28 protein-coding genes are annotated in these 24,802 nt (G+C 63.3%); 18 read left to right on the top strand and 10 right to left on the bottom strand.

What is annotated here, in order from left to right; translation table 11 throughout:
* Positions 1–4 precede the first annotated feature (4 nt).
* On the bottom strand, positions 5–472 hold the full coding sequence (locus F3Y30_RS16100; protein ID WP_203423724.1) for an Lrp/AsnC family transcriptional regulator: 468 nt from the start codon (positions 470–472) through the stop codon (positions 5–7).
* A 194-nt stretch (positions 473–666) separates the two neighbouring features.
* On the opposite strand from F3Y30_RS16100, the gene F3Y30_RS16105 reads away from it, so the two are divergent.
* A complete protein-coding gene (locus F3Y30_RS16105; protein ID WP_203423725.1) occupies positions 667–1,383 on the top strand; it encodes an aspartate/glutamate racemase family protein in 717 nt (238 codons plus the stop codon).
* A 62-nt stretch (positions 1,384–1,445) separates the two neighbouring features.
* Positions 1,446–2,396, top strand: a complete 951-nt coding sequence (locus tag F3Y30_RS16110; protein ID WP_203423726.1) for a helix-turn-helix domain-containing GNAT family N-acetyltransferase — start codon at positions 1,446–1,448, stop codon at positions 2,394–2,396.
* A gap of 22 nt (positions 2,397–2,418) precedes the next feature.
* Here the strand turns inward: F3Y30_RS16110 and F3Y30_RS16115 are convergent, their stop codons facing one another.
* Complete coding sequence (locus tag F3Y30_RS16115; RefSeq protein ID WP_203423727.1) at positions 2,419–2,826, bottom strand: helix-turn-helix domain-containing protein; 408 nt, start codon at positions 2,824–2,826, stop codon at positions 2,419–2,421.
* 140 nt (positions 2,827–2,966) lie between these two features.
* Here F3Y30_RS16115 and F3Y30_RS16120 point away from each other — a divergent pair, with 140 nt between their 5' ends.
* On the top strand, positions 2,967–3,854 hold the full coding sequence (locus tag F3Y30_RS16120) for an SDR family oxidoreductase (protein WP_203423728.1): 888 nt from the start codon (positions 2,967–2,969) through the stop codon (positions 3,852–3,854).
* A gap of 45 nt (positions 3,855–3,899) precedes the next feature.
* On the opposite strand, the gene F3Y30_RS16125 is transcribed toward F3Y30_RS16120, so the two are convergent.
* Positions 3,900–4,652 (bottom strand): pyridoxine 5'-phosphate synthase, encoded by a 753-nt coding sequence (locus tag F3Y30_RS16125; protein WP_203423729.1) that lies wholly within the window; start codon positions 4,650–4,652, stop codon positions 3,900–3,902.
* Positions 4,653–4,941: 289 nt separating this feature from the next.
* Here F3Y30_RS16125 and F3Y30_RS16130 point away from each other — a divergent pair, with 289 nt between their 5' ends.
* Positions 4,942–6,090 (top strand): hypothetical protein, encoded by a 1,149-nt coding sequence (locus tag F3Y30_RS16130; protein WP_203423730.1) that lies wholly within the window; start codon positions 4,942–4,944, stop codon positions 6,088–6,090.
* 279 nt (positions 6,091–6,369) lie between these two features.
* Positions 6,370–7,059: a MerR family transcriptional regulator gene (locus F3Y30_RS16135; protein ID WP_203423731.1), complete on the top strand. Its 690-nt coding sequence runs from the start codon at positions 6,370–6,372 to the stop codon at positions 7,057–7,059.
* A gap of 143 nt (positions 7,060–7,202) precedes the next feature.
* On the opposite strand, the gene F3Y30_RS16140 is transcribed toward F3Y30_RS16135, so the two are convergent.
* Positions 7,203–8,330, bottom strand: a complete 1,128-nt coding sequence (locus F3Y30_RS16140; RefSeq protein WP_203423732.1) for an ATP-dependent RecD-like DNA helicase — start codon at positions 8,328–8,330, stop codon at positions 7,203–7,205.
* A gap of 293 nt (positions 8,331–8,623) precedes the next feature.
* On the opposite strand from F3Y30_RS16140, the gene F3Y30_RS16145 reads away from it, so the two are divergent.
* The 4 genes from F3Y30_RS16145 to F3Y30_RS16160 all read left to right on the top strand — a co-directional run bounded on the left by F3Y30_RS16145 (position 8,624) and on the right by F3Y30_RS16160 (position 11,497).
* Positions 8,624–9,655, top strand: coding sequence for an AbrB family transcriptional regulator (locus F3Y30_RS16145; RefSeq protein WP_203426645.1), 1,032 nt, complete (start codon positions 8,624–8,626; stop codon positions 9,653–9,655).
* A 150-nt stretch (positions 9,656–9,805) separates the two neighbouring features.
* Positions 9,806–10,180: a hypothetical protein gene (locus F3Y30_RS16150; RefSeq protein ID WP_203423733.1), complete on the top strand. Its 375-nt coding sequence runs from the start codon at positions 9,806–9,808 to the stop codon at positions 10,178–10,180.
* Positions 10,164–10,715, top strand: coding sequence for an RNA polymerase sigma factor (locus tag F3Y30_RS16155; protein WP_203423734.1), 552 nt, complete (start codon positions 10,164–10,166; stop codon positions 10,713–10,715). Before F3Y30_RS16150 ends, F3Y30_RS16155 begins: the two co-directional genes overlap by 17 nt.
* The gene (locus F3Y30_RS16160) at positions 10,712–11,497 is read left to right on the top strand and encodes an anti-sigma factor (RefSeq protein WP_203423735.1); all 786 of its coding nucleotides are present in this window, start codon (positions 10,712–10,714) and stop codon (positions 11,495–11,497) included. Before F3Y30_RS16155 ends, F3Y30_RS16160 begins: the two co-directional genes overlap by 4 nt.
* Before the next feature lie 34 nt (positions 11,498–11,531).
* On the opposite strand, the gene F3Y30_RS16165 is transcribed toward F3Y30_RS16160, so the two are convergent.
* Genes F3Y30_RS16165 through F3Y30_RS16180 form a run of 4 tightly spaced genes read right to left on the bottom strand, consistent with a single transcriptional unit; the run spans position 11,532 to position 13,832 of the window.
* Complete coding sequence (locus F3Y30_RS16165; protein ID WP_203423736.1) at positions 11,532–11,900, bottom strand: nitrile hydratase accessory protein; 369 nt, start codon at positions 11,898–11,900, stop codon at positions 11,532–11,534.
* Positions 11,887–12,546 (bottom strand): nitrile hydratase subunit beta, encoded by a 660-nt coding sequence (gene nthB, locus F3Y30_RS16170; protein ID WP_203423737.1) that lies wholly within the window; start codon positions 12,544–12,546, stop codon positions 11,887–11,889. The genes F3Y30_RS16165 and nthB overlap by 14 nt, the downstream gene beginning before the upstream one ends.
* Positions 12,543–13,190: a nitrile hydratase subunit alpha gene (nthA, locus tag F3Y30_RS16175; RefSeq protein ID WP_203423738.1), complete on the bottom strand. Its 648-nt coding sequence runs from the start codon at positions 13,188–13,190 to the stop codon at positions 12,543–12,545. Before nthA ends, nthB begins: the two co-directional genes overlap by 4 nt.
* A gap of 48 nt (positions 13,191–13,238) precedes the next feature.
* On the bottom strand, positions 13,239–13,832 hold the full coding sequence (locus F3Y30_RS16180; protein ID WP_203423739.1) for a LysE family translocator: 594 nt from the start codon (positions 13,830–13,832) through the stop codon (positions 13,239–13,241).
* A gap of 136 nt (positions 13,833–13,968) precedes the next feature.
* Here F3Y30_RS16180 and F3Y30_RS16185 point away from each other — a divergent pair, with 136 nt between their 5' ends.
* From F3Y30_RS16185 to ccoS, 9 genes are all read left to right on the top strand, one after another.
* Positions 13,969–14,808: an aldo/keto reductase gene (locus tag F3Y30_RS16185; RefSeq protein ID WP_203423740.1), complete on the top strand. Its 840-nt coding sequence runs from the start codon at positions 13,969–13,971 to the stop codon at positions 14,806–14,808.
* Positions 14,809–15,086: 278 nt separating this feature from the next.
* Positions 15,087–16,745 (top strand): cytochrome-c oxidase, cbb3-type subunit I, encoded by a 1,659-nt coding sequence (ccoN, locus tag F3Y30_RS16190; RefSeq protein ID WP_203423741.1) that lies wholly within the window; start codon positions 15,087–15,089, stop codon positions 16,743–16,745.
* Positions 16,746–16,748: 3 nt separating this feature from the next.
* Entirely contained in the window at positions 16,749–17,480 is a 732-nt protein-coding gene (ccoO, locus tag F3Y30_RS16195; RefSeq protein WP_203423742.1) for a cytochrome-c oxidase, cbb3-type subunit II, read from the top strand.
* A gap of 4 nt (positions 17,481–17,484) precedes the next feature.
* Positions 17,485–17,658 (top strand): cbb3-type cytochrome c oxidase subunit 3, encoded by a 174-nt coding sequence (locus F3Y30_RS16200; protein WP_203423743.1) that lies wholly within the window; start codon positions 17,485–17,487, stop codon positions 17,656–17,658.
* Entirely contained in the window at positions 17,649–18,548 is a 900-nt protein-coding gene (gene ccoP / locus F3Y30_RS16205) for a cytochrome-c oxidase, cbb3-type subunit III (protein WP_203423744.1), read from the top strand. The genes F3Y30_RS16200 and ccoP overlap by 10 nt, the downstream gene beginning before the upstream one ends.
* Positions 18,545–18,733, top strand: coding sequence for a hypothetical protein (locus F3Y30_RS16210; RefSeq protein ID WP_203423745.1), 189 nt, complete (start codon positions 18,545–18,547; stop codon positions 18,731–18,733). The genes ccoP and F3Y30_RS16210 overlap by 4 nt, the downstream gene beginning before the upstream one ends.
* Positions 18,734–18,773: 40 nt before the next feature.
* Entirely contained in the window at positions 18,774–19,562 is a 789-nt protein-coding gene (locus tag F3Y30_RS16215) for a DUF2189 domain-containing protein (protein ID WP_203423746.1), read from the top strand.
* A gap of 111 nt (positions 19,563–19,673) precedes the next feature.
* Complete coding sequence (locus F3Y30_RS16220; RefSeq protein ID WP_203423747.1) at positions 19,674–21,839, top strand: heavy metal translocating P-type ATPase; 2,166 nt, start codon at positions 19,674–19,676, stop codon at positions 21,837–21,839.
* Position 21,840: 1 nt separating this feature from the next.
* Entirely contained in the window at positions 21,841–22,074 is a 234-nt protein-coding gene (ccoS, locus tag F3Y30_RS16225) for a cbb3-type cytochrome oxidase assembly protein CcoS (protein WP_203423748.1), read from the top strand.
* Between the two features lie 151 nt (positions 22,075–22,225).
* Here ccoS and ilvN read toward each other — a convergent pair whose 3' ends face one another.
* Together ilvN and F3Y30_RS16235 are read right to left on the bottom strand one after the other, a co-directional pair.
* Positions 22,226–22,798 (bottom strand): acetolactate synthase small subunit, encoded by a 573-nt coding sequence (ilvN, locus tag F3Y30_RS16230; RefSeq protein WP_203423749.1) that lies wholly within the window; start codon positions 22,796–22,798, stop codon positions 22,226–22,228.
* Positions 22,799–22,818: 20 nt separating this feature from the next.
* Positions 22,819–24,597 (bottom strand): acetolactate synthase 3 large subunit, encoded by a 1,779-nt coding sequence (locus F3Y30_RS16235; RefSeq protein WP_203423750.1) that lies wholly within the window; start codon positions 24,595–24,597, stop codon positions 22,819–22,821.
* Positions 24,598–24,802: the final 205 nt, after the last annotated feature.

Consider the following 24,802-nt stretch of genomic DNA (forward strand, 5'->3'; position numbering starts at 1 on the left):
AGGCTCATCGCGCGTGATCGAGTGGCAGCCCCTTGCCGCTTTTGAGCACTTCCATGGAAATGGACGCCGACACGTCGAACAGCTCCACCTTCCGCACAATCTGCTTGTAGATGACGTCGTAGTGCTCCACCCGGGGCAGCACGACCTTCAGGATGTAGTCATAGTTGCCCGTGAGCCTGTGCGCTTCCACGATCTCGGCAATGTCACCGATTGCGCGTCGGAACGATTCGATCCACTCGTCCGAATGATGGGCCGTCTTGATCAGGGCAAAGACCGTCGTCGGCACGCCCATCTTTCCCCGATCGAGCACTGCCACCCTACCCTGCACATACCCGCCTTCCTCCAGCCGCTGGATACGGCGGGCGCAAGCCGAAAGGGATAGATTGACCCGGTCGGCCATTTCGCCGATCGAAAGGCCGGCATCCTCCTGCAACAGGCCCAGAAGCCTGCGATCCCGATCGTCTATCGTCATTGCTCTCCTCCCGCGCGCTCCGTGCTGCGCTCCGCAACCTTAGCGCAGTATCGCACATTTGCGCGAATATTTCGCGCCAATGTCAAATATTTCGGGATTTATTCGTGCGGACACCGCAAATCCTGCGCATGAATGCAAACAACGATCGCGGCCTCTCCTGCATATTGGATCCAGTTGAAACAGGGAACTTGCCTATGAAAAAGATCGGCCTCATCGGCGGCATGAGCTTCGAAAGCTCCGCCGTCTACTACCGTCAGATCAACGAAGCCGTGCGCGACTGCCGGGGCAGCCTGCACTCCGCCGAGGTCATGCTTCACTCGGTGGACTTCCAGGGCATTGTCGATTTGCAGAAGGCCGGCGCATGGGAGAAAGCGGCTGACAGGCTTGCCGAGGTCGCGGTGAACCTTGAACGGGCAGGCGCCGATTGCGTGCTGATCTGCACGAACACCATGCACCTCGTCGCCGAGCATGTTCAATCCGCCATCGGCGTCCCTCTCATCCACGTGATCGACGAAACCGCGAGAGCGATCCGCGCCGCCGGCAAGCGCAAGGCCCTCCTGCTCGCCACCCGCTACACCATGGAGCACGGCTTCTACGCCGATCGCATGGCGCAGAACGGCGTCGAGATCACCCTGCCCGATGCGGCCGACCGCGCGATCGTCCATGACGTCATCTTCAACGAACTCTGCGCGGGCCAGATCCTGGAGCCGTCGCGTAAGATGCTTCTTTCGATCATAGAAAAGGCGAAGGCCGACGGTGCCGACAGCGTTATTCTCGGCTGCACGGAGATCTGCCTTCTGCTCGATCCCGACCAGCTCCCGCTCCCCGGCTTCGATTCGACCGCGCTCCATGCCGGCGCCGCCGTCGATTTCGCGCTCGGCAAGCGGGAGGCGGAAGCGCGCGCGGCCTGAACCTCAGAAACTACTTGACTCAGTCAAGTAATTTGCAATCATGGCATTCAAAGGAGAATGCCATGCAAACCTATGCCGAGATCGGGGACGACGACATCGAGGCCATACGCGCCTTCAACCGCTTCTATACGAACAGGATCGGGGTGCTCGCGCGCGCATATCTCGACACCCCCTACACGTTGACGGAAGCCCGCGTCATCTACGAACTCGCCGCTTGCGGCAGTACGTCTGCGTCCCGGCTGACGGAGGAACTTTCGCTCGACCCGGCTTACCTGAGCCGGATGCTGAAATCCTTCTCCTCTGCCGGTCTCGTCGAAACGACGCGCGATCCGGCGGACGGCCGCGGCCGTCTGCTGGAATTGACGTTGCGCGGACGCGCGGTCGCGACCGAGCTCGCCCAGCGTTCGCGCTGCAGCATCTCGGCCCTCGTCGAGGCGCTCCCCGAGGAGCGACAGCGCGAACTCACCAATGCCATGGGCACGATCCGTAACCTCCTTTCCGAAAACGCAGATACGCCGCCGCCGATTGTGCTCCGGCCACATCGCGCCGGAGACATGGGTGCGGTCGTCGCAATGCAGGCGCGCGGATATACGGAGGCCTACGGCTGGAACGAGGAATACGAGGCGCTCGCCGCAGAAATCTCCGCGGCGTTCCTTCGCAACTTCGACCCCGCATGGGAACGGTGCTGGATTGCCGAACGCGCCGGCCAGATGGTTGGAAGCATCTTTCTCGTGAAAGGCCCTGATGGCGTGGCCAAACTGCGCCTCCTCTACGTGGATGCCGCCGCACGCGGCAGCGGGCTCGGCACCCGACTGGTCGAGGAATGCATCGCCTTTGCCAGGGAATGCGGGTACCGACGGATCGAACTCTGGACCAACGATATTCTCGTTGCCGCGCGCCGGATCTACGTCGCGGCCGGCTTCAAGCTCGAGAAGGAAGACCGTCACCACAGTTTCGGCAAGGACCTGGTAGGCCAGACCTGGGCTCTCGACCTGACGCCACAGGCAAGTTGAGCCTCGAGCACAGGCCCGTCGACTATACCTGGGCCTCGTCGTAGGCCTTTCGTGCGGCACGTATCGCCGGATGATTGGCCTGCGACCAGTCGACAAAGGTGATCAATAGCGCCAGGAAAGACCGGCCGAGCTCCGTCAGCTCATACTCGACGCTCGGCGGCTGGGTCGGAAACACCGTTCGCTTGAGATAGCCGTCACGCTGCAGGTCGCGCAATGTCTGGGTCAGCATTCTCTGGGAAATGTCCGGGATCGCCCGTCGCAGCTGGGAGAAACGGGCCGGTCCATCGGCAAGGGACAGGATCATCAGCGAATTCCACTTGCCCCCGATATTGTCGAGCACATCCCGGACCGGGCAGTTGTCGAAAGGCATGGCTATCCCCGCCACCACGATCACCCTTTCGCCCTCGACGCTTTCCACGAGCTTGTTCATAACCGGTATCCTTCAGGTAACCTTGGGCTGAAAAACTGCCTTCTTTACTTCTCTTACCACAGGCATAAGGAAGAGTAAGTCTCTTTTTGAGACTGAACATTCCAGCGCCGGAACGCCGGCCTTACTGAAGGAAGAAGACAATGCCCGACACGTTCCTCATTACCGGTGCTGCAGGCAAGCTTGGCCGTCTCGTCATCGAGGAGCTGCTTGCCTCCGGCAAGGTTGCTCCCGCCTCGATCGTCGCCGCAAGCCGCGACCTGTCGAAGCTGTCGGACCTCGCGGCCAAGGGCGTCACAGTCAGGACCGCGGATTTCAACGATCCCGCCTCCCTCGACAGCGCCTTCCAAGGCATCTCCAAGGCGCTCATCATCTCTACGGACGCGCTTGGCGAACCCGGCCTTCGCCTTGCCCAGCACCAGGCGGCCGTCGCGGCGGCAAAGAAAGCCGGCGTCCGGCATATCCTCTATACGTCCATGCCGCAGCCGGACGACTCGCTCGTCGCCTTCGCCGGCGACCACCTCGGCACCGAGAAAGCCATCAAGGCGACCGGCATTCCCCATACGCTGCTGCGCAACGGCTGGTACATGGAAAACCTGTTCCTCGCACTGCCGCATGCGCTTCAGACCGGCAAGTGGTACACGTCGGCCGGCCAGGGCCGGATTGCCCACATAGCTCGCGCCGATGTCGCCGCGGCGATCGCCGGCGCTCTGCTTTCCGCAACTGAGGAGAGCCGCACCTATACGCTGACCGGCAGTGAAACTCACACGACCGAGGAAATTGCAGCCCTCGCCAGCGCCGCCACCGGAAAGTCGCTTGAAGTGGTCCACCTCACGGACGAACAATTGGCGGCCGGGCTCGAGGGCGCCGGACTCCCGGGCTTCCTCGTCCCCATCCTCGTCTCCTTCGATGCCAATTGCCGCGAAGGCAAGATCGCCATGGCGACGGGCGATGCCGAGACGCTCTCAGGCAGGAAGCCGAAGTCTCTCGAAGCGTTCATCAAGGAACAGGCCGCCGCCCTGGCCGGCTGATTGCTCCACCCGGGAAAGGCTGCGCGCGGCGCAGCCTTTCGTCTCTTATACGTCCTGCCCGCAAGCTCGGCAGAAGCGGCGCACCGTTTCGGCCATTCCGTATTCCAGGGCGTCGGCCGTCAGGCCGTGCCCGATGGACACTTCCGCGAGCGCCGGGATGCGTGCGGCGAGCGCAGGAAGGTTGGCGACCGTCAGGTCGTGGCCGGCATTCACCGCGAGACCGAGATCGATCGCGATATCCGCAGTGCTTCCCAGCTCTTCCACCAGGCGCGCCGCCTTTTCCGGATCGTCGAAGCAGCCGCCATAGGGACCGGTGTAGAGCTCGACCCGGTCCGCGCCGACATCCCGCGCGATCTTGAGCGCTTCCCGATCCGGGTCGCCATCGGCGAAAAGCGATACCCTGAGGTTCAGCTTCTTCAGACGCGCGACGACGCTTCCAAGCAGGTTGTGGTGCTTGCGGAAGTCCCACCCGTGATCCGACGTCGCCTGGGAGGGATCATCAGGCACCAGGGTGACCTGTTCCGGCCGGTGCTCCTCGACCAGCCGCAGGAAGCCCTCCTCCGGATATCCTTCCATGTTGAATTCGGCCTCGGGAAACGTGCTGTCGATCAGCGTCCGGATCGGCTGCAGATCGGTGAAGCGGATGTGACGCTGGTCGGGACGGGGATGAACGGTCAGTCCGCTTGCTCCCGCCGACAGCGCGATGGCGCCAAGATCCGTAACGCTCGGCCAGGGAAGGTCCCTGCGGTTCCTGAGCATCGCGATCGCGTTTAGATTGACCGAGAGTTTCGCTGGCATGAGATCGAATTTCCCTGTGAACTTTCATTGCTCTAGAGCAATGGAAGCCCAAATGGAACCACCCTGCCGCATTGATTCCCGTTCTGAAACGACTATTGGGCCGCCGCCTGTCCTCCTGTCCCATCAAAGCGAGGGACCGGTAATCATCGCGAAACCAACCGCGCGACCCTTGGAGGCTGATCCCTATAAATTTAAGGGTTGGGCTTGATGCCGACATCGGATTATCGATAAGGTTGTACGATCGAACCGCTACAGCCTGACGACGACGATCGCCGGCCGGAAGGGAGACATGCGCAAGCCGCCAGCGGCGGAGGTTATCGGTGACGAAGGAGATGGAGATGTGATCGAAAGGCCCGCAGCTGACACGATACGCAGATGCGTAGAGGAGATATTGACGAGCGATACCTTTGCGCGCTCCGAACGCCTTCGCTCGTTCCTGGCCTATGTCGTCGATCGGGAATTGTCCGGCCAGGCGTCCCATCTCAAGGGCTACGCCATTGGAATGGATGTGTTCGACCGTTCGCCCGGCTTCGACGCCAGCAACGACCCGCTGGTTCGCGTCCAGGCCGGCAAGCTGCGGAAGCTCCTCGACATCTACTACGAATCGGAAGGCAGCACGGCACCGGTCCGCATCCGCATCCCCGTCGGCAGCTATGTGCCAGAATACGAATGCAGGGCCGCGGCCTTGCGGGAAGCGGAGAACGCGCCTCCCGAAGTCGCGCCCGCTGCCGTGGCGGCCATGCTGAAGCGTCCGATGGGCCGATGGGTACCTGCCCCCGTCTCCTCGCACCTTGCGCTGCTCACGCTGCTTCCGCTCTTCTTTCTCGTGCCCTCGGTTTCGCCCGATGCTGTCGCACTCGACAGCACGAGCGCAAAACTGGTTCTGGCCACCAAGCAGGCTGCCCCCAGCAGCATTCCGACGATGGTTCCGACCGTCCGTATCCAGCATTGCTGGCCGAGCACAGGAAACTGCCGGCGCCTTGCCGAAGCAATAGGCGAATCGGCCCGCTATCATCACAGCGTGCGCGTGCCGAGCTCCGAACTGGCCGGGGAAGCAGGCCCGCTTTCCTATACGGTCCGGATCGAGAACGAGCCCAGCGGCGACGCCGTCTATGCGCGGATCGTCCATGACCAAACGAACGAGAGCATCTACGTCGAACGTTTCCATCTCGCCGCGTTGAAGGACGAGGCGAGGCTCCTCCACGATGCGGTCGCCTTCGCTGCGCGCACGCTGTCGCCCACGGGCATGATCTACCGGCACGCGATCGCGCGGGGTTCGGCAAGCAATCTCATGGTGTGCCTTTCAAGCCGCGCCATGGAAAAACCGGATGCGCGCCGTCCCTCGAGTCGCTCTGCCGCCTGCCGCATCGCCGTACAATCGATGGCCCTCAACCGTTACGAGCACGACCTCCGCGAGGATCCGGGTACCACGCGGTGAACCGGGCCGGAAAACTGGCCGCTCGCATCGCAACTGCGAAGAAAATCCTGCAAAAAACCCACCTAAGAAAATACATCCCTAGATATAGGGGTATGATTTTTGTCCGACCGGGGTTAGTCTGATTTGTCGGTTCGGGCAGGTGTGGGATGTTCGAGCAGAACTTTGATGACGTATCATGCTTTCTCGGCCATCCGACTTCTGTCGCGTCAGAAGCAACCGGGTGCGGAGAGGCATCCGGGGACAATTGAATGATACAGTATCTAATTTCGGGCGGCTCGTATGGTATCGAATGAGTCGAAGAAGCATTCCTCCTTCAGCCGGTCTCAGGCGGGCAAAAAGGGAATTCGTTTTCTGCCGGTAGCACCGCTTCCCGGCGACCTTCCTGAGGGCAGGCTCGCGATCGCCGATATGGCGAACGCATTTGGCGTTACGCATCGCACGCTGCACTTCTATGAAGAAAAAGGGCTGCTCACGGCTGCTCGAGTGGGACCCATGCGGGTCTACGGACCGGATGAAATCCAGCAGATGGCCGTCGTCAACACGTGCCGCGAAACCGGCATGCCTGTCGCCGTGATCCAGGAACTGCTTGGCGCCCTTGCCCAGGCACGGAGCCAGGACGAGGCCGACGGCATATTCCGTGCGGCAATGATCGCGCGCAAGCGGGAACTGACCGCGCAGCAATCGACGATCCGCCGCCAGATGCAGCAGATCAGCGAACTGCTCGAGTTCAGCGCCGCCTACGAAGTCGAAAGCAACGACAATACGCCGCCAGCATCGCTGACCGATCAGGAACTGCGCTGCCTGTCGCTGATGGCCGAAGGCTATCCCACCACCCGCATCGCGCGCGCGCTCGAAATTGAGCCCGGCGAAGTCCAGGTGATGGAGAAGGAAGTCATCCGCAAGTTCAACAGCAACAACCGCTTCCAGGCGGTTGCCAAGGCCGTTCTTCTCGGCATCGTCGGCAACTGACGAAGCGCGTGCGCCTGCGGGCGCGCCGCATGCCTGCCTTTCGCGAATCATCTCTCACCCCGACAATCGCTTCGCCGATTGTCGGGGTGTTGTTTTTTCGGCGACGGGCGGCGCGATGCCTACCGGCCTCCGTGCCTTCTTCCCTATCGGACGATCGTCAGGGTCTCGGCCGCGCGCGTGATGGCGGTATAGAGCCAGCGCTCCCGGGTGTCGCGAAACGCCCAGCTCTCGTCGAACAGGACCACGTTGTTCCACTGGGAGCCCTGGGCCTTGTGCACCGTCAGCGCGTAACCATAGTCGAACTCGTCGTAGCGCTTGCGGGTGGACCACGGAATTTCGCCTTCCACGTCCTCGAACGCTGCCTTCAACAGCTTGATCTTGGCCGCTCCCCTGTCCATGTCGTCGTCCTCGGGACGGATCATCAGGTTGATCCCCGGCTTTACCGTCTCCTTCGAGGAACTCATGACCTGCCAGAGGGATCCGTTCAGAAGTCCCTTCGCCGGATCGTTTCTAAGGCATACCAGCTTGTCGCCGGATTGCGGATATTCCGTCTGGAAGCCCTTGAGCTCGCGCAGGCGCATGTTGTAGCGGCGGCGGGTGCGATTGGTCCCGACCAGCACCTGGTCCGCATCGAGAACGAGCGACTGGTTGACCTCGTTCTTGGAAATGACCTGTGCCGAGCCCCAGTCCCCGTGCATGATCTCCTTGCCTTCGCGCACATGCATGGCGAGCTGGATGATCGGGTTGTCCCGCGCCTGACGGTGAATGTCGGTCAGCAGATAGTCGGGCTCCTGGTTGGTGAAGTAGCCGCCACCCGAGACGGGCGGAAGCTGCCCGGGATCACCGAGAACCAGGATGGGCGTGCCGAAACTCATCAGGTCCTTCCCGAGCGCCTCGTCCACCATGGAGCATTCGTCGACGATGATCAGCGCGGCCTTGGCGACGGGGCTCTGCCGGTTGATCGAAAACATCGGCGCGATGGAGGTCTTGCCCGTTTCCTCGTCCGACACTTCCTCCTCGCCGCGCGGCCGGTAGATCAGCGAGTGGATCGTCTTGGCGTTGGTCGCTCCCTTCGAGCGCAGCACCTGCGCGGCCTTGCCGGTAAAGGCCGCAAACAGGACTTCGCCGTCCACGTGTTCAGCGAAATGACGGGCAAGCGTGGTCTTGCCGGTTCCGGCATAGCCGAACAGCCGGAAGAGCGGCGACCGGCCTTCCTTCAGCCAGCGCGCGACGGCCTTCAGCGCCTCGTCTTGTTGCGGTGCGAATTCCATGGTTCGACTTGGCAGGATTCGGGAGGTGGCGCAAGCACGCGACGCCGCTATCCAGAGGCGATCCCGCTTCACGGACCCGGTCGGGAAGGATAAGTGCCCGGCGTCTCGAACAAAGTTGCCGGCCGCTATTCCCTTCCCCCTGCCGACAGGATAGTGGGTAGGCCTCGAGAGGGCGCAATCCTGCCGCGCGCCCCGCAGGTCGCCGGTCGGTCTGCCGAATAGCTCAGGGACGGCAAGTGAAACCACAAGACAATCCTGCAACCGGCGAGAAGACGGCAAATGGCCTTGGCCTTCTGCCCCCGTGGCTGCAGTGGATCGCCCTCGCCTCTCTCTCCCTGGCCGTCGTGGTGCCGCTGGAGCTTGCGGGCCTGCCTGCGGCCCTCCTCATGGGACCGATGCTCTCCGGCATCGTCATGGCGCTCGCCGGCGCAACGATCCGTCTCGCCCGCCCCTTCTTCTTCCTGGTCCAGGCCGTGCTCGCGATGATGATCGCAGGCACCGTGTCGCCCACGCTGCTTTCGACCTTTGTTTCCAACTGGCCGCTGTTCCTGGTGATCGTGCTTTCCGTCATTGGCGTCAGCTCGGCCTGCGGCTGGGCGATCACGCGCATGGGCGTGGTGCCGGGCACGACCGCAATTTGGGGCTCGTCCGCCGGTGCCGCCTCCACCATGCTCGTCATGGCCGAGGCCTACGGAGCCGATACCCGCCTCGTCGCCTTCATGCAGTATCTCAGGGTGATCTTCGTCGCGAGCCTCGCGACACTCGTCGCCCACTATGGCGGACACGGCGGAGAACCTCTGCACACCGTCGAGTGGCTTGCCCCGGTGGACTGGGGCAGGCTTGCAGCCACCCTGGGGATCGGCATCGGATTCGGGCTTCTCGGGCGCACGCTTCGCATACCGGCAGGGGCATTCCTCCTGCCCTTCATCGTTGGCTCGAGCATGAGCCTCGGCGGCATCCTGACGGTCGAGCTTCCGCAATGGCTGCTCGCCGCATCCTTCGCCCTTCTCGGCTGGAACATCGGGCTCGGCTTCACGCGCTCCATCCTCCTCCACGCCCGTCGGGCGCTGCTGCCGACGCTCGTTTCGATCATCGTGCTGATCGCTTTCTCGGGCGTACTGGCGGCTCTTCTCATCGTGGTACTGGGCGTGGATCCTCTCACCGCCTACCTGGCCACCAGCCCGGGCGGCCTCGACTCGATCGCCGTCATCGCGGCATCGAGCAATGTCGACCTTCCCTTCATCATGGCGCTCCAGACGCTTCGGCTCGTGATCGTCACATTGATCGGACCGGCGCTCGCCCGTTTCGTCGCCAACCGCTCCTGAAGCGAACGCGGTCAGCTGCGGCAACCGTGAGGCTGCCGTCATTTCCTTTCTTTTTTCACGCAGTGCGGGAATAATGCGCCTGTGGCCGGTGTCTGAAGAGCGGACCCGCAGCAGTGCGGAGCCGTCGAACAGAGAGACAGGAACCGCTCCATGAAAACGTTGACGCTCGCTATCGCCGCGACTTTTCTTGCCACTTCGGGTGCGATCGCGGCTGCACCGGTCAAGACCGTGAAGTCCTCGATCGGCGACGTCCTCGCCGGGGAGAACGGCATGACCCTCTACACCTACAAGGACGACAGCATGGGCAAGTCCACGTGCTACGATGCCTGTGCGAAGAACTGGCCGCCCTTCATGGCCACCGGGAATGCCATGGCCGATGGCGCCTACTCGATCATTGAGCGCAAGGACGGCTCGAAGCAATGGGCGAAGGACGGCATGCCGCTCTACTACTGGATCAAGGACAAGAAATCCGGCGACGCAACGGGCGACGGAATGAAGGGCGAATGGGATGCCGCAAGGCCCTGACCCCGACGAAGCAGCGGAAGCCGGGCCTGCGAGCCCGGCCTCCTTCGAGGCGGCCCTTCTGGCGCTCGTTCCCGCCCTCAGGCGCTATTCCCGTAGCCTTGCCCATTCCGATGCGGATGGCGACGATCTCTTGCAGGACTGCGTCGAGGTCGTACTGTCCAGGCGCGGCCAATGGCGTGGCGTGAACCTGCGCGCCTGGGTGTTCACGATCATGACGAACCTGAACCGCAACCGCTACCGCACGGCGGCGCGGCGACCGACGACCGGGATCGAGGCCGCAAGCGACATCGCCGCCCCCGATCGCACCGGAGACCCCCTTGAGCGGGCGAGGCTGCGATCGGCGCTGGATGCTCTTTCCGCCGAGAACCGGGCGGTCCTGATGCTCGTCGCGCTCGAGGGCTACAGCTACCGCGAGACGGCAGACCTTCTCGCAATTCCGGTCGGCACCGTGATGTCCCGCCTCTCCCGGGCGCGCGACCAGCTCGGTGCGCTGCTGGCAAAGGACAACATACTCACGCTCAGGAGAACGAAATGAGCGAACGGCCAGTCTCGGTCACGGAAGAGGAATTGCACGCCTATGTAGATGGGTGGCTTTCGCCGGAGGATCGCCAAAGGATCGATCTCTGGCTTGCGGAGCACCCCGCCGAACTGGAGCGTGTCACGGGCTGGAAGCTTCAGAACGAGCGCATTCGCGCCGTCTTCGGCTCCGACGAGACGGTTCGCCCCGGCGACCGCGAGCTCTTTGCGAATGCCCTGACCCGCTTCCGCCCTTCGAAGCTGCGGTGGCCGCTGGCGGCGGCGGCGGCAATTGTGATCTTCGCGGCCGGCGTCGTTACCGGCAATGTCGTTCCGTTCCCCGTCGGCTCGGCCCGAACGGCGCCGCCAGTGGAGGCCTCGCTCCCCCGTGAGGCCCAATCCGCCTTCCTCGTCTATGCAAGCGAGGTCCGCCATCCGGTCGAGGTCGTGGGAAGCGAGCGTTCGCATCTCGCCACATGGCTCGGAAAGCGGCTCGACCACGCGCTCAACATCCCGGACCTTACCGCGCTCGGCTACGATCTCGTGGGTGGGCGCCTGGTTCCGGTGCACGGCAAGGCCGGCGCCTTCCTCATGTATCAGAACGCGCTCGGCAAGAGGATGACGGTGCTGATCGGCCGCAACGGAGAGGAACGGGAGACGAGCTTCCTCTTTTCCCGCGAAGGTACGCTCGAAACCTTCTACTGGATCGACGGCGGCGTGGGTTACGCCATCACAGGCGAAGTCTCTCGCGAGGAGCTTCGCAAGATCGCCGACGAATGCTACCGCCAGTTCGAGACGTAGAGCGTGTTGCGGCCGAAGATGCCGTAAGCGAAACTTATGGAGACGCGTTCTCGAGCCGGATCGGAGTGCCGTGTGGCGTCGCCTCGGCGGCCCTGCTCCAGCGGTCGGAGAGCGCCGAAAGCGCAGTCTCGTCGGTGACCCCGCGCGCCGCGACGAGGTTCGAGAGTGCCGCGACCCAGCAATCGAAGTAGTCGCTGCCGTCGGCACTGCGCCCGGGTCGGTGAACTTCGGTAGAAAGCGCCTCGGCCCAGTCGCTCCAGCTGAACAGCCCCTGCTCGTGCAGCCGAACCGTCATCGCGAAGGCCTGCGCCTGCCATGGCTCGGCGAACACGGGAGCACCTTCCGGCGAACGCGGCAGCCCCGGCGAACGAACGAGGTCCGAGGTTGTTTCACACGCGCTCAAGATAGCTCTCCCAGGCGTCGATGGAGACGGTGAGGCCGGGCTCGACGCCCTCGCCCCAGATTTCCTTGCCGTCGAATACGACCGTATAAACCCACTGCGGGTTCTCGCCTTTCCCGTGCGCATTGTCGTCGGGAAATACGAATCCGCCTTGCACCGCCTCGATGGTCCCGGTCTTCCCGCGGGCGTAGCGCGGCAGCCGCGTGTGGGTCGGCGGGTGGAAGTTGGCCGTGCGGACCTTGTCTCCCACGGCAAAGGCCGGAACCGTCTCGACCGGCCTGTCGCAGGGTCCCCCGCGCGCCAGCGTTCCGGCAACCATGTCTGCCTTGAGCGTTCGCTTCGGCACCGCTCCCGGCGAAAGCGCCGTGCCTTCGGAAAGCTCCGTCTCAGAAACGAAGCCGTGTCGCGCAAGAAGCGTCTCCAGCGCACGGGTCCAGATCTCGTAGTAGCTGGCGGAAAGGTAGGTAGCCGGCGGAATGTTCTCCCGCGCATGCCGGCTCTCGTCCAGCGTCCATGCGCCGAAAGCACCGCAGGAAAGCGTTATGCCGAGTGCCCGCTTCTCCCACTCCGCATGAAAGATCGGCTCGTCCTTCTCGGGCGCGACCGGACCCATGCCATGCTGGCCGCCGAGATCGTGTGGGCCGTTCATGGCCTGGCCTCCGGCAAAACGGCAAGACCGGTCCCGATCATCGAATCCCGGGTGACGAGGTCAGCAAGCGCCTCCGGGTCCAACCCCTCTGTTCCCGCGGGACGCTCCGGAATGACGATGTAGCGCAGTTCGGCGGTCGAGTCCCAGACGCGGATTTTCTTGTCGTCCGGCAACGTTACGCCGAATTCCGCAAGCACGCTGCGAGGCTCGATCACTGCGCGCGACCGGTATGCCGGCGCCTTGTACCATACCGGTGGGAGCCCGAGGACCGCCCAGGGATAGCACGAGCAGAGCGTGCACACGACGAGGTTATGCGTCTCGTCGGTGTTGAACACCGCCCGCATATGCTCGCCCTGGCGTCCGGTATAGCCGAGGCTCGCGATCGCCGCAGTGGCGTCGTCCTTCAGCCATTGCGCGAAGTCGGGTTCCGTCCAGGCCTTGGCCACGACGCGCGCTCCGTTACGCGGACCGATCTTCGTCTCATAGGTCTCCACGATCGCATCGGTCGCCGCCGGGTCGATCAGCCCCTTTTCCGTCAGGATCGTCTCGAGGGCGCGCACGCGCGCCTCCATCGGCGAGAAGTGGTTGTCATGATGGTGATGGTGGTGATCGTCGTGATGGTCGTGGTGATGAGGGTCGTGCATGCGGAAAACCTCCTGGGCCGGATGGTCGGCCCGTCGCCGGAAATCGAATCATCTTAGCATCGGCCAGAGGCTCGCGACCAGCAGGAGGGCCATGGTGATATTGAACCACTTGAGCCGAACCGGTTGCGAAAGCCAGTCTCTCAGCGCCGATCCGAACCCCGCCCACGTCGAGACGCTCGGAAAGTTCACCAAGGCGAAGGCGACGCCCACCATCAGCACGCTGAGGGTGTAGTTGTTCGAATCCGTATAGGTCGACATCGCCGCGAGCGCCATCACCCATGCCTTGGGATTGACCCACTGGAATGCCGCGGCCTCCAGGAAGGACATCGGCCGGGCACCGGCCTCGCCCTCGCCGAGCGTACGCGAGGTCGCGATCTTGTAGGCGATCCAGAGCAGGTAGAGGCCACCGGCGAATTTCAGCGCGACATAGAGAAGTGGCACGCTTTCAAGAAAGGCCCCGAGGCCAAATCCCACTCCAAGCAGCAGCGACAGGAAGCCGGCTCCGATGCCGCACATATGCGGGATTGTACGGACGAAGCCGAAATTAACGCCGGATGCCAGGAGCATCATGTTGTTCGGTCCGGGCGTGATCGAGGTGGTGAAGGCAAACAGCAGCAGGGCCAGAAAGACTTCGATCTGCATATATTTCTCCACACGCCCGAGATGAGCCCCATCAATAGGCACTGCCGCTGGAACAACCAGACTATTCTTGTGATAAGGGCATTCCGGCCGTTGATGGTTTCTGCGAAGAAGGGCCGCGCAAACGAGGATGAATGCAATGACCGACAGCCTGCCAATGGTGACATTTCCCGATGGAAGAAGCGTATGTGCCCTGGGCCAGGGAACCTGGCACATGGGTGAGCGAAACGGGGATTTCGCCGCAGAGGTCGACAGCCTGAGGGCCGGAATAGACCTCGGCCTGACGCTGATCGACACCGCCGAGATGTATGGCGGTGCGGAAAACGTGGTTGGCGAAGCCGTCAAGGGCCGGCGCGACGACGTCTATATCGTCAGCAAGGTCGTGCCGTCGAACGCGAGCAGCAAGGGTATAGTCCAGGCCTGCGAAGGAAGCCTCCAGAGGCTCGGGGTGGAACGCATCGATCTCTATCTGCTGCACTGGCGGGGCCGCCATCCGCTCGCCGAGACGGTGGAGGCGTTCGAAAGACTGCAGGAGGCCGGCAAGATCGGCGCCTGGGGTGTATCGAACTTCGACGTGGACGACATGGAAGAGCTCCGGGAAGTTCGTGGCGGCGGTGCGGTGGCGACGAACCAGGTTCTCTACAACCTCGCCCGGCGCGGCATCGAGTTTGACCTCCTGCCCTGGAGCGAATCGGCAGGCGTGCCTGTCATGGCCTATTCGCCCTTCGACGAAGGTCGCCTGCTGAGCGAGCCCGTGCTTGCCGAGATCGCGGCACGCCACGGCGCAACCGCCGCACAGGTCGCGCTTTCCTTCCTGCTACGCCGCACGAACGTTGTCGCAATCCCGAAATCCGGATCGGCGGTGCGCCTGCGGGAGAACCGCAAGGCGATCGATCTTCGTCTCACCTCTGATGATCTCGCCCTCCTGGACAACGCCTTCCCGCCGCCGGTTTCCAAGCAACCCCTGGAAATGATCTGAGCACCTTAACGGCGAGAGGGATGGGTCTGCTCGCCTGCTCGCTCCCTTCACGAGATCCGCACCCTCTCCTCCGGGCCGCGATGTCCTGAGGCATTGCTTTCACAAAACTTTTCGAGTTGCAGATGGTGACTATTTGCTGCGACTCGATACACTGCTGCGTGTCGGCTTGCAGAAGTCGGCGCACTTTTGCGAATATGGAAATGCGTAAATAGCAATTCAGAGTGGCAGTCGGGGATCCCCATGCTCGGTCGGGCGGGGATCATCTGGGGGAAACTGGCATGATTGCGCAATTGACCGAGGGGGAACGCCTCCTCGCCGCAGTAACCTTCCTGATCCTCATCTGTATCGGCGTGGCGCTTGCCGCTGCCGGAAGAGATGACCTCATCGGCACGCATGGCGTCATCATCGCGGCTATCGCGCTCGCAGGCATGGCCGTGCTGCTGCGCGGCGTCGACGCCCCTCGCCCGTCCGAGGCGAGGCTGTCCGAATACTATGACGACCCGAGCAAGGTGGGGATCGTACTGACGCTGATCTGGGGCGTGATCGGCATGTTCGTCGGCGTATGGGTCGCCGCTCTGCTCGCCTGGCCGAACCTGACGTTCGATGCGGCCTGGGCAAGTTTCGGTCGCCTGCGCCCTGTTCACACCAGCGGCGTCATTTTCGGCTTCGGCGGCAATGCCCTGATCGCGACCTCGTTCCACGTTCTCCAGCGCACCACCCGGGCGCGCCTGCCCGACCAGTTCAGCCCGTGGTTCGTGCTGCTCGGCTACAACCTCTTCTGCATCCTCGCCGCGAGCGGATACCTTATGGGCCTAACCCAGTCCAAGGAATACGCCGAGCCCGAATGGTATGTCGACCTCTGGCTCGTGGTCGTCTGGCTCGTCTATTTCTCCATCTACATCCGCACGCTGGCACGGCGCAAGGAACCGCACATCTACGTAGCCAACTGGTATTACATGGCGTTCATCGTCGTGGTCGCGATCCTGCACATCGTCAACAATCTCGCCGTCCCCGTGTCGATTGCGAGCGCCAAGAGCTATTCGCTGTTTTCCGGGGTCCAGGATGCCATGACGCAGTGGTGGTACGGCCACAACGCCGTCGCCTTCTTCCTGACCGCCGGCTTTCTCGGCATGATGTACTACTACCTGCCCAAGCGGGCCGGCAGGCCGATCTTCTCCTACCGCATGTCCATCATCAGCTTCTGGGGCATCACCTTCATGTACATGTGGGCAGGTTCCCACCACCTGCACTACACCGCCCTTCCGCACTGGGTTCAGACGCTCGGCATGGTCTTTTCAATCGTCCTCCTGGTGCCGTCGTGGGCTTCGGCGGGCAACGCGCTGCTGACCCTCAACGGTGCATGGCACAAGGTGCGCGACGACGCGGTCCTGCGCTTCATGATGCTTGCGGCGATCTTCTACGGGATCGCCACGTTCGAAGGGTCTTTCATGGCCATCCGGGCGGTGAACTCCCTTTCCCACTACACCGACTGGACGGTCGGCCATGTCCACGCCGGTGCGCTCGGCTGGGTGGCGATGATCACCTTCGGCTCGCTCTACGCACTGGTGCCGTGGCTGTGGAAGCGCCGAGCGCTCTATTCGGCGCGCCTCGTCGAGGTTCACTTCTGGCTCGCGCTCGCCGGCACCGTCGTCTACGTCTTCGCCATGTGGAATTCGGGCGTCACCCAGGGGTTGATGTGGCGCACCTACGATCCGAACGGCACGCTCGCCTATTCCTTCGTCGACACGCTCGTGGCGATGTATCCCTACTACATCGCGCGCGCCTTCGGGGGCCTGCTGTTCCTGGCCGGGGCGGTTGTCGCCTCGTACAATGTCTGGATGACGATCCGCCAGCCGGCACCGCTGGACGAGGAGTCGGCTGCCGACTTGCCGCTTGAACCGCCTGCGCCGCGGGCGTTTGCCCAGGCAGGAGAATAGCCGATGTTCAATTTCCATTATCGGCTCGAACGCAACGCCATCGGCCTCGTGCTTGGCATCGTCGTGGTCGCAAGCATCGGCGGCCTGATCGAGATCGCTCCCCTGTTCACGATCGACGAAACGGTCGAGGACGCGCCCGACATGCGCGTCTATACGCCGCTCGAGGTGGCGGGGCGAAACATCTACATCCGCGAAGGCTGTTATGCCTGTCATTCGCAGATGATCCGCACCCTGCGTGATGAAGTGGAGCGCTATGGCCCCTATTCGCTCGCGGTCGAGTCGAAATACGATCATCCGATGCTTTGGGGGTCGAAACGGACGGGGCCGGACCTCGCCCGCGTCGGCGGCAAGTATTCCAACGAGTGGCATGCCGCCCATCTCACCAACCCGCGCGACGTGGTCCCGGAATCGAACATGCCCGCCTATCGCTGGCTTCGGGATAATACGCTGAAGATCAACGACCTCGGGAAGCACCTTACCGCGCTCAGGGCGGTCGGGGTCCCCTATACCGACGAGATGATCGAGAACGCCACAGCGGACGCATTCGGACAGGCCAATCCGGACAGCCCCGCCGCGGCTGGCGTCACCGAGCGCTACGGCGAGAAGACGAATATGGGCCTCTTCGACGGAAACAGCACGGGGTTGACGGAAATGGACGCCGTCGTCGCCTATCTGCAGATCCTCGGACACCTCACGGATGCCGCCGGGCAGTCCACCCAGGCCAATGTGGAGTAGGACGATGCCGTTCGATCACGACACAGTCACGGGCTTCTCCAAATCCTTCGGGCTCTTCTACCTCATCGCCCTGTCGGTTGGGGTGCTCATCTATGCCTACTGGCCGTCGAACCGCAAAAGGTTCGAAAAGGCGGCCTCTTCCATCGTGTCTGACGACGAGGACCGGCCATGGCAGTAGGAGAGCGCGATCCCTTCACCGGTCACATGACCACCGGCCATGAATGGAATGGCATCAAGGAACTGAACACGCCGGTTCCCAAGGTGGTTTATTTCTTCCTGATCGCCTTCACCCTGTTCGGTATCGTCTGGTCCGTGCTCATGCCTAGCTTTCCCTATGGCAGTGGCTACTTCAAGGGCTGGCTCGGCGTCGACCAGAAGAACACGGTCAACAAGCGCCTCGAAGAAGGCGTCAGCGACCGTGCCGCCTGGACGGCGCGGATCGAGAAGGAGGATTTCGCCGCGATAAAGGCCGATCCTGATCTCATGGCGGTCGTGCGCGAGACCGGCCACACCCTGTTCGGCGACAATTGCGCCGCCTGCCATGGTATCGGCGGCGCCGGCAACACGGGTTTCCCCAACATCGCAGCCGCACCGATGCTCTGGGGCGACGAGCCCGAGACCATCGCTGAAACCATCCGCGTCGGCATCAACGGCGCCTCGCCCGATACCCGGGTCTCGGAGATGCTGGCCTTTGGACGCGACGGCGTCATCGAGCGGCCCGCGATCCTTCAGCTGGTCACCTATGTCCGTTCGCTCTCGGGGCTCGAGGAGCGGACCGAGGCGAACGCCGCCGCGATCGATGCCGGGGCTGAGCTCTTCAAGGCGAACTGCGTCAGCTGCCATGGCGACGACGCCAAGGGCAAGAAGGACATGGGCGCACCGGATCTGACGGACCATTTCTGGATCTACGGCTCCGGCCCCGATACCATTTATCATACGGTCTTCAACGGCAGGAAAGGGCAGATGCCCAGCTGGGGCCTGCGTCTGTCACCCGTATCGATCAAGATCCTCGCACTCTATGTGGACGACCTGAGAGCGCAGCATGCTGCGGCCGGAGGCGGTTCATGACCGGGGTGTCGATGCGACCGCGCAATGTCGCTTTCTTGCTGGTGGCGGCGGGGGTGGCGCTCCTGGCCTTCGCCAATGCCCATCTGGTCTATGTGGCGGTCAAATCGCAGCCTGAGTGCGTGGCGCACACGAAACAGGGAACCGGCACGCCGGGGACCTATAGCGCCGCCAGGTCCGCGTGCTGACGATGGCCGTCGAACCAACGGGTTACAGGGGGAATTTGAGATGAAAGTTCCGGAAACCGTCCCCCCGCTGCCAAGGGCAGTCGATCGCAACAGGCGCCTGCCGGCAAGCGAGGCCTTCGTTTGGCTCGCCAAGGGATGGCGGGATCTTTGGAACGTCCCCCTGCCAAGCCTCCTCTACGGTGCTGGCGTGGCGCTGGTATCCATCCTCATCGTCGCGGGGCTCTACTATCTGCGGATGGATTACGCCCTTTTCCCCGCACTTGCGGGCTTTCTCGTCGTCGGGCCTGCACTGGCCACGGGCCTCTACGAAAAGAGCCGCCGCCTCGAGGCTGGACTGCCGGTGACGCTCGCCTCCATGATCCGGCCGGAACCCGGCACGGGCCAGCATGTGCTTTTCGTGGGCGCGATCCTGTGCACGCTGATGCTCGCCTGGATGCGCGCGGCCGTTCTGCTCTACGCGCTCTTTGCCGGCTGGCAGCCCTTCCGGGGCCTCGACCAGATCGTCCCGATGCTTTTCGGCACGCCGATGGGCTGGGCCCTTCTGAGCGTCGGGACAGTGGTCGGCGCTCTCTTTTCCGCCTTCGCTTTTGCCATCAGCGTCTTCGCCATTCCCATGGTCGTCGCCACCAAGAGCGATGCCTTCACGGCGATGGGCACCAGCATTTCGCTGGCCTGGAACAACCTTCCGGTGATGCTCACCTGGGGAGCGATCGTTCTTGTGCTGACGATCGCGAGCCTGGTTACGGGGATGGTCGGATTCGTCATCTCGTTCCCGCTCCTCGGGCACGCGACATGGCACGCCTACCAGACGATCCGGGACCGGGACTGAGGCGATGAGCTGCTGTGCCCCGGGGCCGGAACCTCCGCGATCGGCACCGGCCCGCCGTCCCCGTCGCAGGACGAGACTAGGCTCTCGAGCCGGGATATCGGCAATGGGCTCATGCAGACCGATCTTTCCGTCCCCGGCATTCACTGCGGCGGCTGCATTCACGCGATCGAGGAGGCTCTCTGCGCCGTTCCGGGCGTCGTCCACGCGAGGGCGAACCTGTCCAGCCGTTCCGTCGCAGTGCAGTGGCGGGCCGACGGTGCGGTGCCGGATGCCTTCCCCGCCCTCGCGGCACTCGGATACGACGCCCACATAGCGGAGGCAGACCGGACAGAGAGTGACGGAAGCCTTTCGTCCGTTCTGAAGGCACTGGCGGTCGCCGCCTTTGCCTCGATGAACATCATGACGCTTTCCATCTCCGTCTGGTCCGGCGCGGATGGCTCTTCCCGCGTCCTGCTCCACTGGGTCTCGGCTGCGATCGCGTTGCCCGCCCTGCTCTATTCGGGCCGCATCTTCTATCTTTCGGCCTGGCACAGCCTGCGGCACGGTCGCACGAACATGGACGTCCCGATCACGGTGGGCATCGTCGCGGCCTTCCTTCTCAGCCTCTACGACACCGTCAGGGGCAACGACCATGCCTATTTCGATGCGGCGACGTCGCTCATCTTCTTCCTGCTCATCGGCCGGGCGCTCGATCATGTGATGCGCGAAAGGACGCGCACCGCGGTGCGGGGGCTCGCAAGGCTTTCGCCCCGCGGCGCACTCGCCGTCGCGCCCGATGGGACGCGGCAATACGTGGCCCTCGCAGCCATCGAGCCCGGCCGCCGCCTTCTCATCGCAGCCGGAGAGCGCGTACCTGTCGACTGCACGGTGGAGGCAGGAACCTCGGACCTCGACTTCTCGCTGGTGACAGGGGAAAGCCTGCCCCGGCCTGCGAGACCCGGCATGCGGCTGCAGGCGGGAATGCTCAATGTGTCCGGCCCCTTGACCGTTGTTTCTGATGCAAAGGCGGAAGACTCGTTTCTTGCCGAAATGACCCGCATGATGGAAGCGGCCGAATCCGGGCGGTCCGCCTATCGCCGCCTCGCCGACCGCGTCTCCCGACACTATGCGCCTGTCGTTCACCTCGCCGCGCTGTCGACCTTCCTCGCCTGGATCGTGATCGGCGGCGACCTCCATCAGGCGGCGACCTACGCGATTGCCGTCCTGATCATCACCTGCCCCTGCGCACTCGGCCTTGCCGTGCCGATGGTCCAGGTCATCGCCGCCCGAAGACTTTTCGAGAACGGTATCATGGTCAAGGACGGATCCGCCCTGGAGCGCATGATCGAGATAGACCACGTCGTCTTCGACAAGACGGGCACGCTGACGTCGGGTCGCCTTCACCTGGCGAACACCGACGAGATAGATCCGAAGTGGCTGGCGCTGGCAGGCATGATCGCCGCCCATTCGCGTCATCCGAATGCACAGGCGCTGTCGATCGCCTCCGGCCCACTTCCGGCGGCATCGTTCCGCTTCGACACGGTTCGCGAGGAACCGGGCCACGGCATCGAGGCGCGCGCGGGTCACGATATCTTCCGGCTTGGGAGAGCCTCGTGGGCTAGCCCGATGCCAGCAGGGACGAGAGGCGCCCCCGAGGGAACCGCGCTTGCCGTCAACGGCGAGCTCGTCGCATCCTTCGCATTCCGGGGAAGCCTTCGTTCGGGCGCCGCAAAAGCCGTGGCTGCCCTCGCCGACCGCGGTCTGCCGCTGGAAATTCTTTCCGGCGACGATCCTCCCGAGGTCGGCAAGGTCGCCCGCCAGACCTCTATCCCTTGCTTCCAGGGTGGCATGCTGCCGGGCGACAAACTGGCACGCATAAGCGCGCTCGCGCGCGATGGCCGAAAGGTCCTCATGGTGGGCGACGGTCTCAACGACGGGCCGGCACTCATGGGCGCGCATGTCTCCATGGCGCCTTCGACTGCGGCCGATATCGGCAGGAACGCAGCCGACTTCGTGTTCCTGAAGGACGATCTCTCGGCAGTCCCCCTCGCCCATGCCGTGGCGCGTGCCGCCCATCGGCTGATACGCCAGAACATCTGGATCGCCATCGGGTACAACGCGATCGCATTGCCGATCGCCATTGCCGGCTATGCGACCCCGCTGATTGCCGCCGTGGCGATGTCGGTATCGTCAATCATCGTCGTTGCCAATGCCACGCGGCTGCGGGACGGCGGTCGAAGCGAGGATGAGCGTCAAAGGACCCTGCCGAGCGTCCACACCCTGCTGAGGGGGACGTGACATGCGCGACTTCTTTTTCCTCATTCCCGTTTCGATCGCACTCGGCGTCGCGGGCCTGATGGCATTTCTCTGGTCGCTGAGGCGCGGGCAATACGACGATCTCGACGGTGCTGCCGAGCGCATTCTCTATGGGGAGGACGTGCCCCTGCAGCCGCCGTTGAGCACGGCCGGCAAGGACGAAGACCGCTACGGACGCGATCCCGCCGGGCAGCCCCGGTCGAAGCATTCCCGTTGAAGGCGGGTGCGCCGACGTACGAGAGCGTCGGCCATCCAGATGCGCGGACCGGCCCCGTGCCCCTGCGGCCTGCGCGTAAATGACAATGCCGCGGCAAGCCGCGGCATCAAGTTGCTTCAGGTCTGTCGTTATCGTGCGGGCAAAAACCCCGTCACATCCCCTGGGGGCCGCGGTTCATCGCGGCAATCCCGGTTCGGCAGACCTCGATGAGGCCGAGCGGCTTCATGATCGCGATGAACTGGTCGATCTTGGAAACCTTGCCGGTAATCTCGAAGACGAAGTGCTCCGTATTGGCGTCGATGACAGAAGCGCGGAAGGCATCGGCCAGGCGAAGCGCCTCGACGCGATGATCCCCCGTGCCGCTCACCTTGACGAGCGCCAGTTCGCGCTCCAGCGGACGTTCGTGGCCGAGGTCCTTGGCGCGGACCGTCAGGTCGACGACGCGGTGGACCGGCACGATCCGCTCGAGCTGTGCCTTGATCTGCTCCAGCACGTGCGGCGTACCGCGCGTCACGATCGTGATGCGGGAAAGGTGCGCCTGGTGCTCCGTCTCGGAGACCGTAAGGCTTTCGATGTTGTAGCCACGGCCGGAAAATAGGCCGATGACGCGGGCGAGCACGCCCGGCTCGTTGTCGACGAGAACCGAAAGCGTGTGGCTTTCGGCAAGCGCCGTTTCCTTCGAGATGAAATAGGCCGAACCCGTCGGCTGAAGATGCGCGTTCATGTCGTGTTTCTACCTTTTCATCAAACCAGCTGGCGGCCCTTGGCGTCGATCGCGTTCGCGACTGCCTCGTCGGTCGCCTCGTCCGGCAGGAGCATCTCGTTGTGCGCCTTGCCCGACGGGATCATCGGGAAGCAGTTGGCGAGGTTCGCGACGCGGCAATCGAAGATCACCGGCCGCTTGACGTCGACCATCTCCTTGATTGCGGCATCGAGGTCGCCCGGCTTATCGCAGGACATGCCGACGCCGCCATAGGCTTCGGCGAGCTTGACGAAGTCCGGCATCGCCTCGGTGTAGGAGTTGGACAGCCGGTTGCCGTGCAACAGCTGCTGCCACTGGCGCACCATCCCCATGTACTGGTTGTTCAGGATGAAGATCTTGACCGGCAGGTTGTACTGAACGGCGCAGGCCATTTCCTGGATGCACATCTGGATGGAGGCATCGCCAGCGATGTCGATGACGAGGCTCTCGGGGTGCGCAACCTGGACACCGATCGCCGCCGGGAAGCCGTAGCCCATGGTGCCGAGCCCGCCCGAGGTCATCCAGCGGTTCGGCTTCTCGAAGCCATAGAACTGTGCCGCCCACATCTGGTGCTGGCCGACTTCCGTCGTGATGAAGGTGTCGCGATCCTTCGTCAGCTCATAGAGCCGCTGGATCGCATACTGCGGCATGATGACGTCCTCGTTCGGCTTGTAGGCGAGCGAGTTGCGCGCCCTCCACCGTGTGATCTCGGTCCACCAGTCCTCGAGCAGCGCCTTGTCGCCGGTTTTCGCCGATGCCCGCCACAGGCGGACGATGTCTTCCAGCGCCGTCCCGACGTCGCCGAGGATCGGCACGTCGACATGGACGTTCTTGTTGATCGACGAAGGATCGATGTCGATGTGGATCTTCTTGGAATTCGGCGAGAATGCATTGAGCCGGCCGGTAATGCGGTCGTCGAAGCGCGCACCGACACAGAGCATGACGTCGCAGTCGTGCATCGCCATGTTCGCTTCGTAGGTGCCGTGCATGCCGAGCATGCCGAGCCAGTTCTTTCCGGATGCCGGATAGGCGCCGAGCCCCATCAGGGTGGACGTGATCGGGAAGCCGGAGATCTCGACCAGCTCGCGCAGCAGCCGCGAGGCTTCCGGTCCGGAATTGATGACGCCGCCGCCGCTGTAGATGATCGGACGGCGCGCGCCCTTCAGCAGGCGAACGGCTTCCTCGATCCGGCGCGGATCGGCCTGGGTCTGCGGGTGATAGCTTTTCTGGGCGGGCGACGTCGCTGGCGGGGTATAGGTGCCGGTGGCGAACTGGACGTCCTTCGGAATATCGACGACGACGGGACCCGGACGGCCGGACTGCGCGACCCGGAACGCCTCGTGGATGACGCGCGCCAGCTCGTTGACGTCCTTGACCAGCCAGTTGTGCTTGGTGCAGGGCCGGGTGATGCCGACCGTGTCGCATTCCTGGAAGGCATCCGACCCGATGAGCGTCGTCGGAACCTGGCCGGAAATGCACACGAGCGGGATCGAGTCCATCAGTGCGTCCTGCAGCGGGGTAACCGCGTTCGTGGCGCCCGGGCCTGACGTGACCAGCATGACGCCGACCTTGCCGGTCGAGCGGGCATAGCCTTCCGCCATGTGGCCGGCGCCCTGTTCATGGCGCACCAGGATGTGCTGGATATCGTCCTGCTGGAAGATCTCGTCGTAGATCGGCAGGACAGCCCCGCCCGGATAGCCGAATATATGTTCGACTCCGTTGTCCCTCAGTGCCTGCAGAACGATTTCCGCGCCGGTCATCTGGTTGTCTTGATCGCTCATCGGAGTGTTTCCGTCCGTTTTTCGTTTAGAAGTGTGCTTATCGAATTCGAGGGCATAAAAAAAGGCCCCGAGAGGAGCCTGCTTACCGCGCATGGGTGCTTTCGCCGGGTGGTTACACCACCCTGCCCATGCGCCGTCCCACCACAAGAATGATCGCGATATTTTTCATGGGGCGAATTGATAGCCACAATAATGACGTGCGTCA

It is taken from the genome of Sinorhizobium sp. BG8 (assembly GCF_016864555.1).
Taxonomy (GTDB): Bacteria; Pseudomonadota; Alphaproteobacteria; order Rhizobiales; family Rhizobiaceae; genus BG8.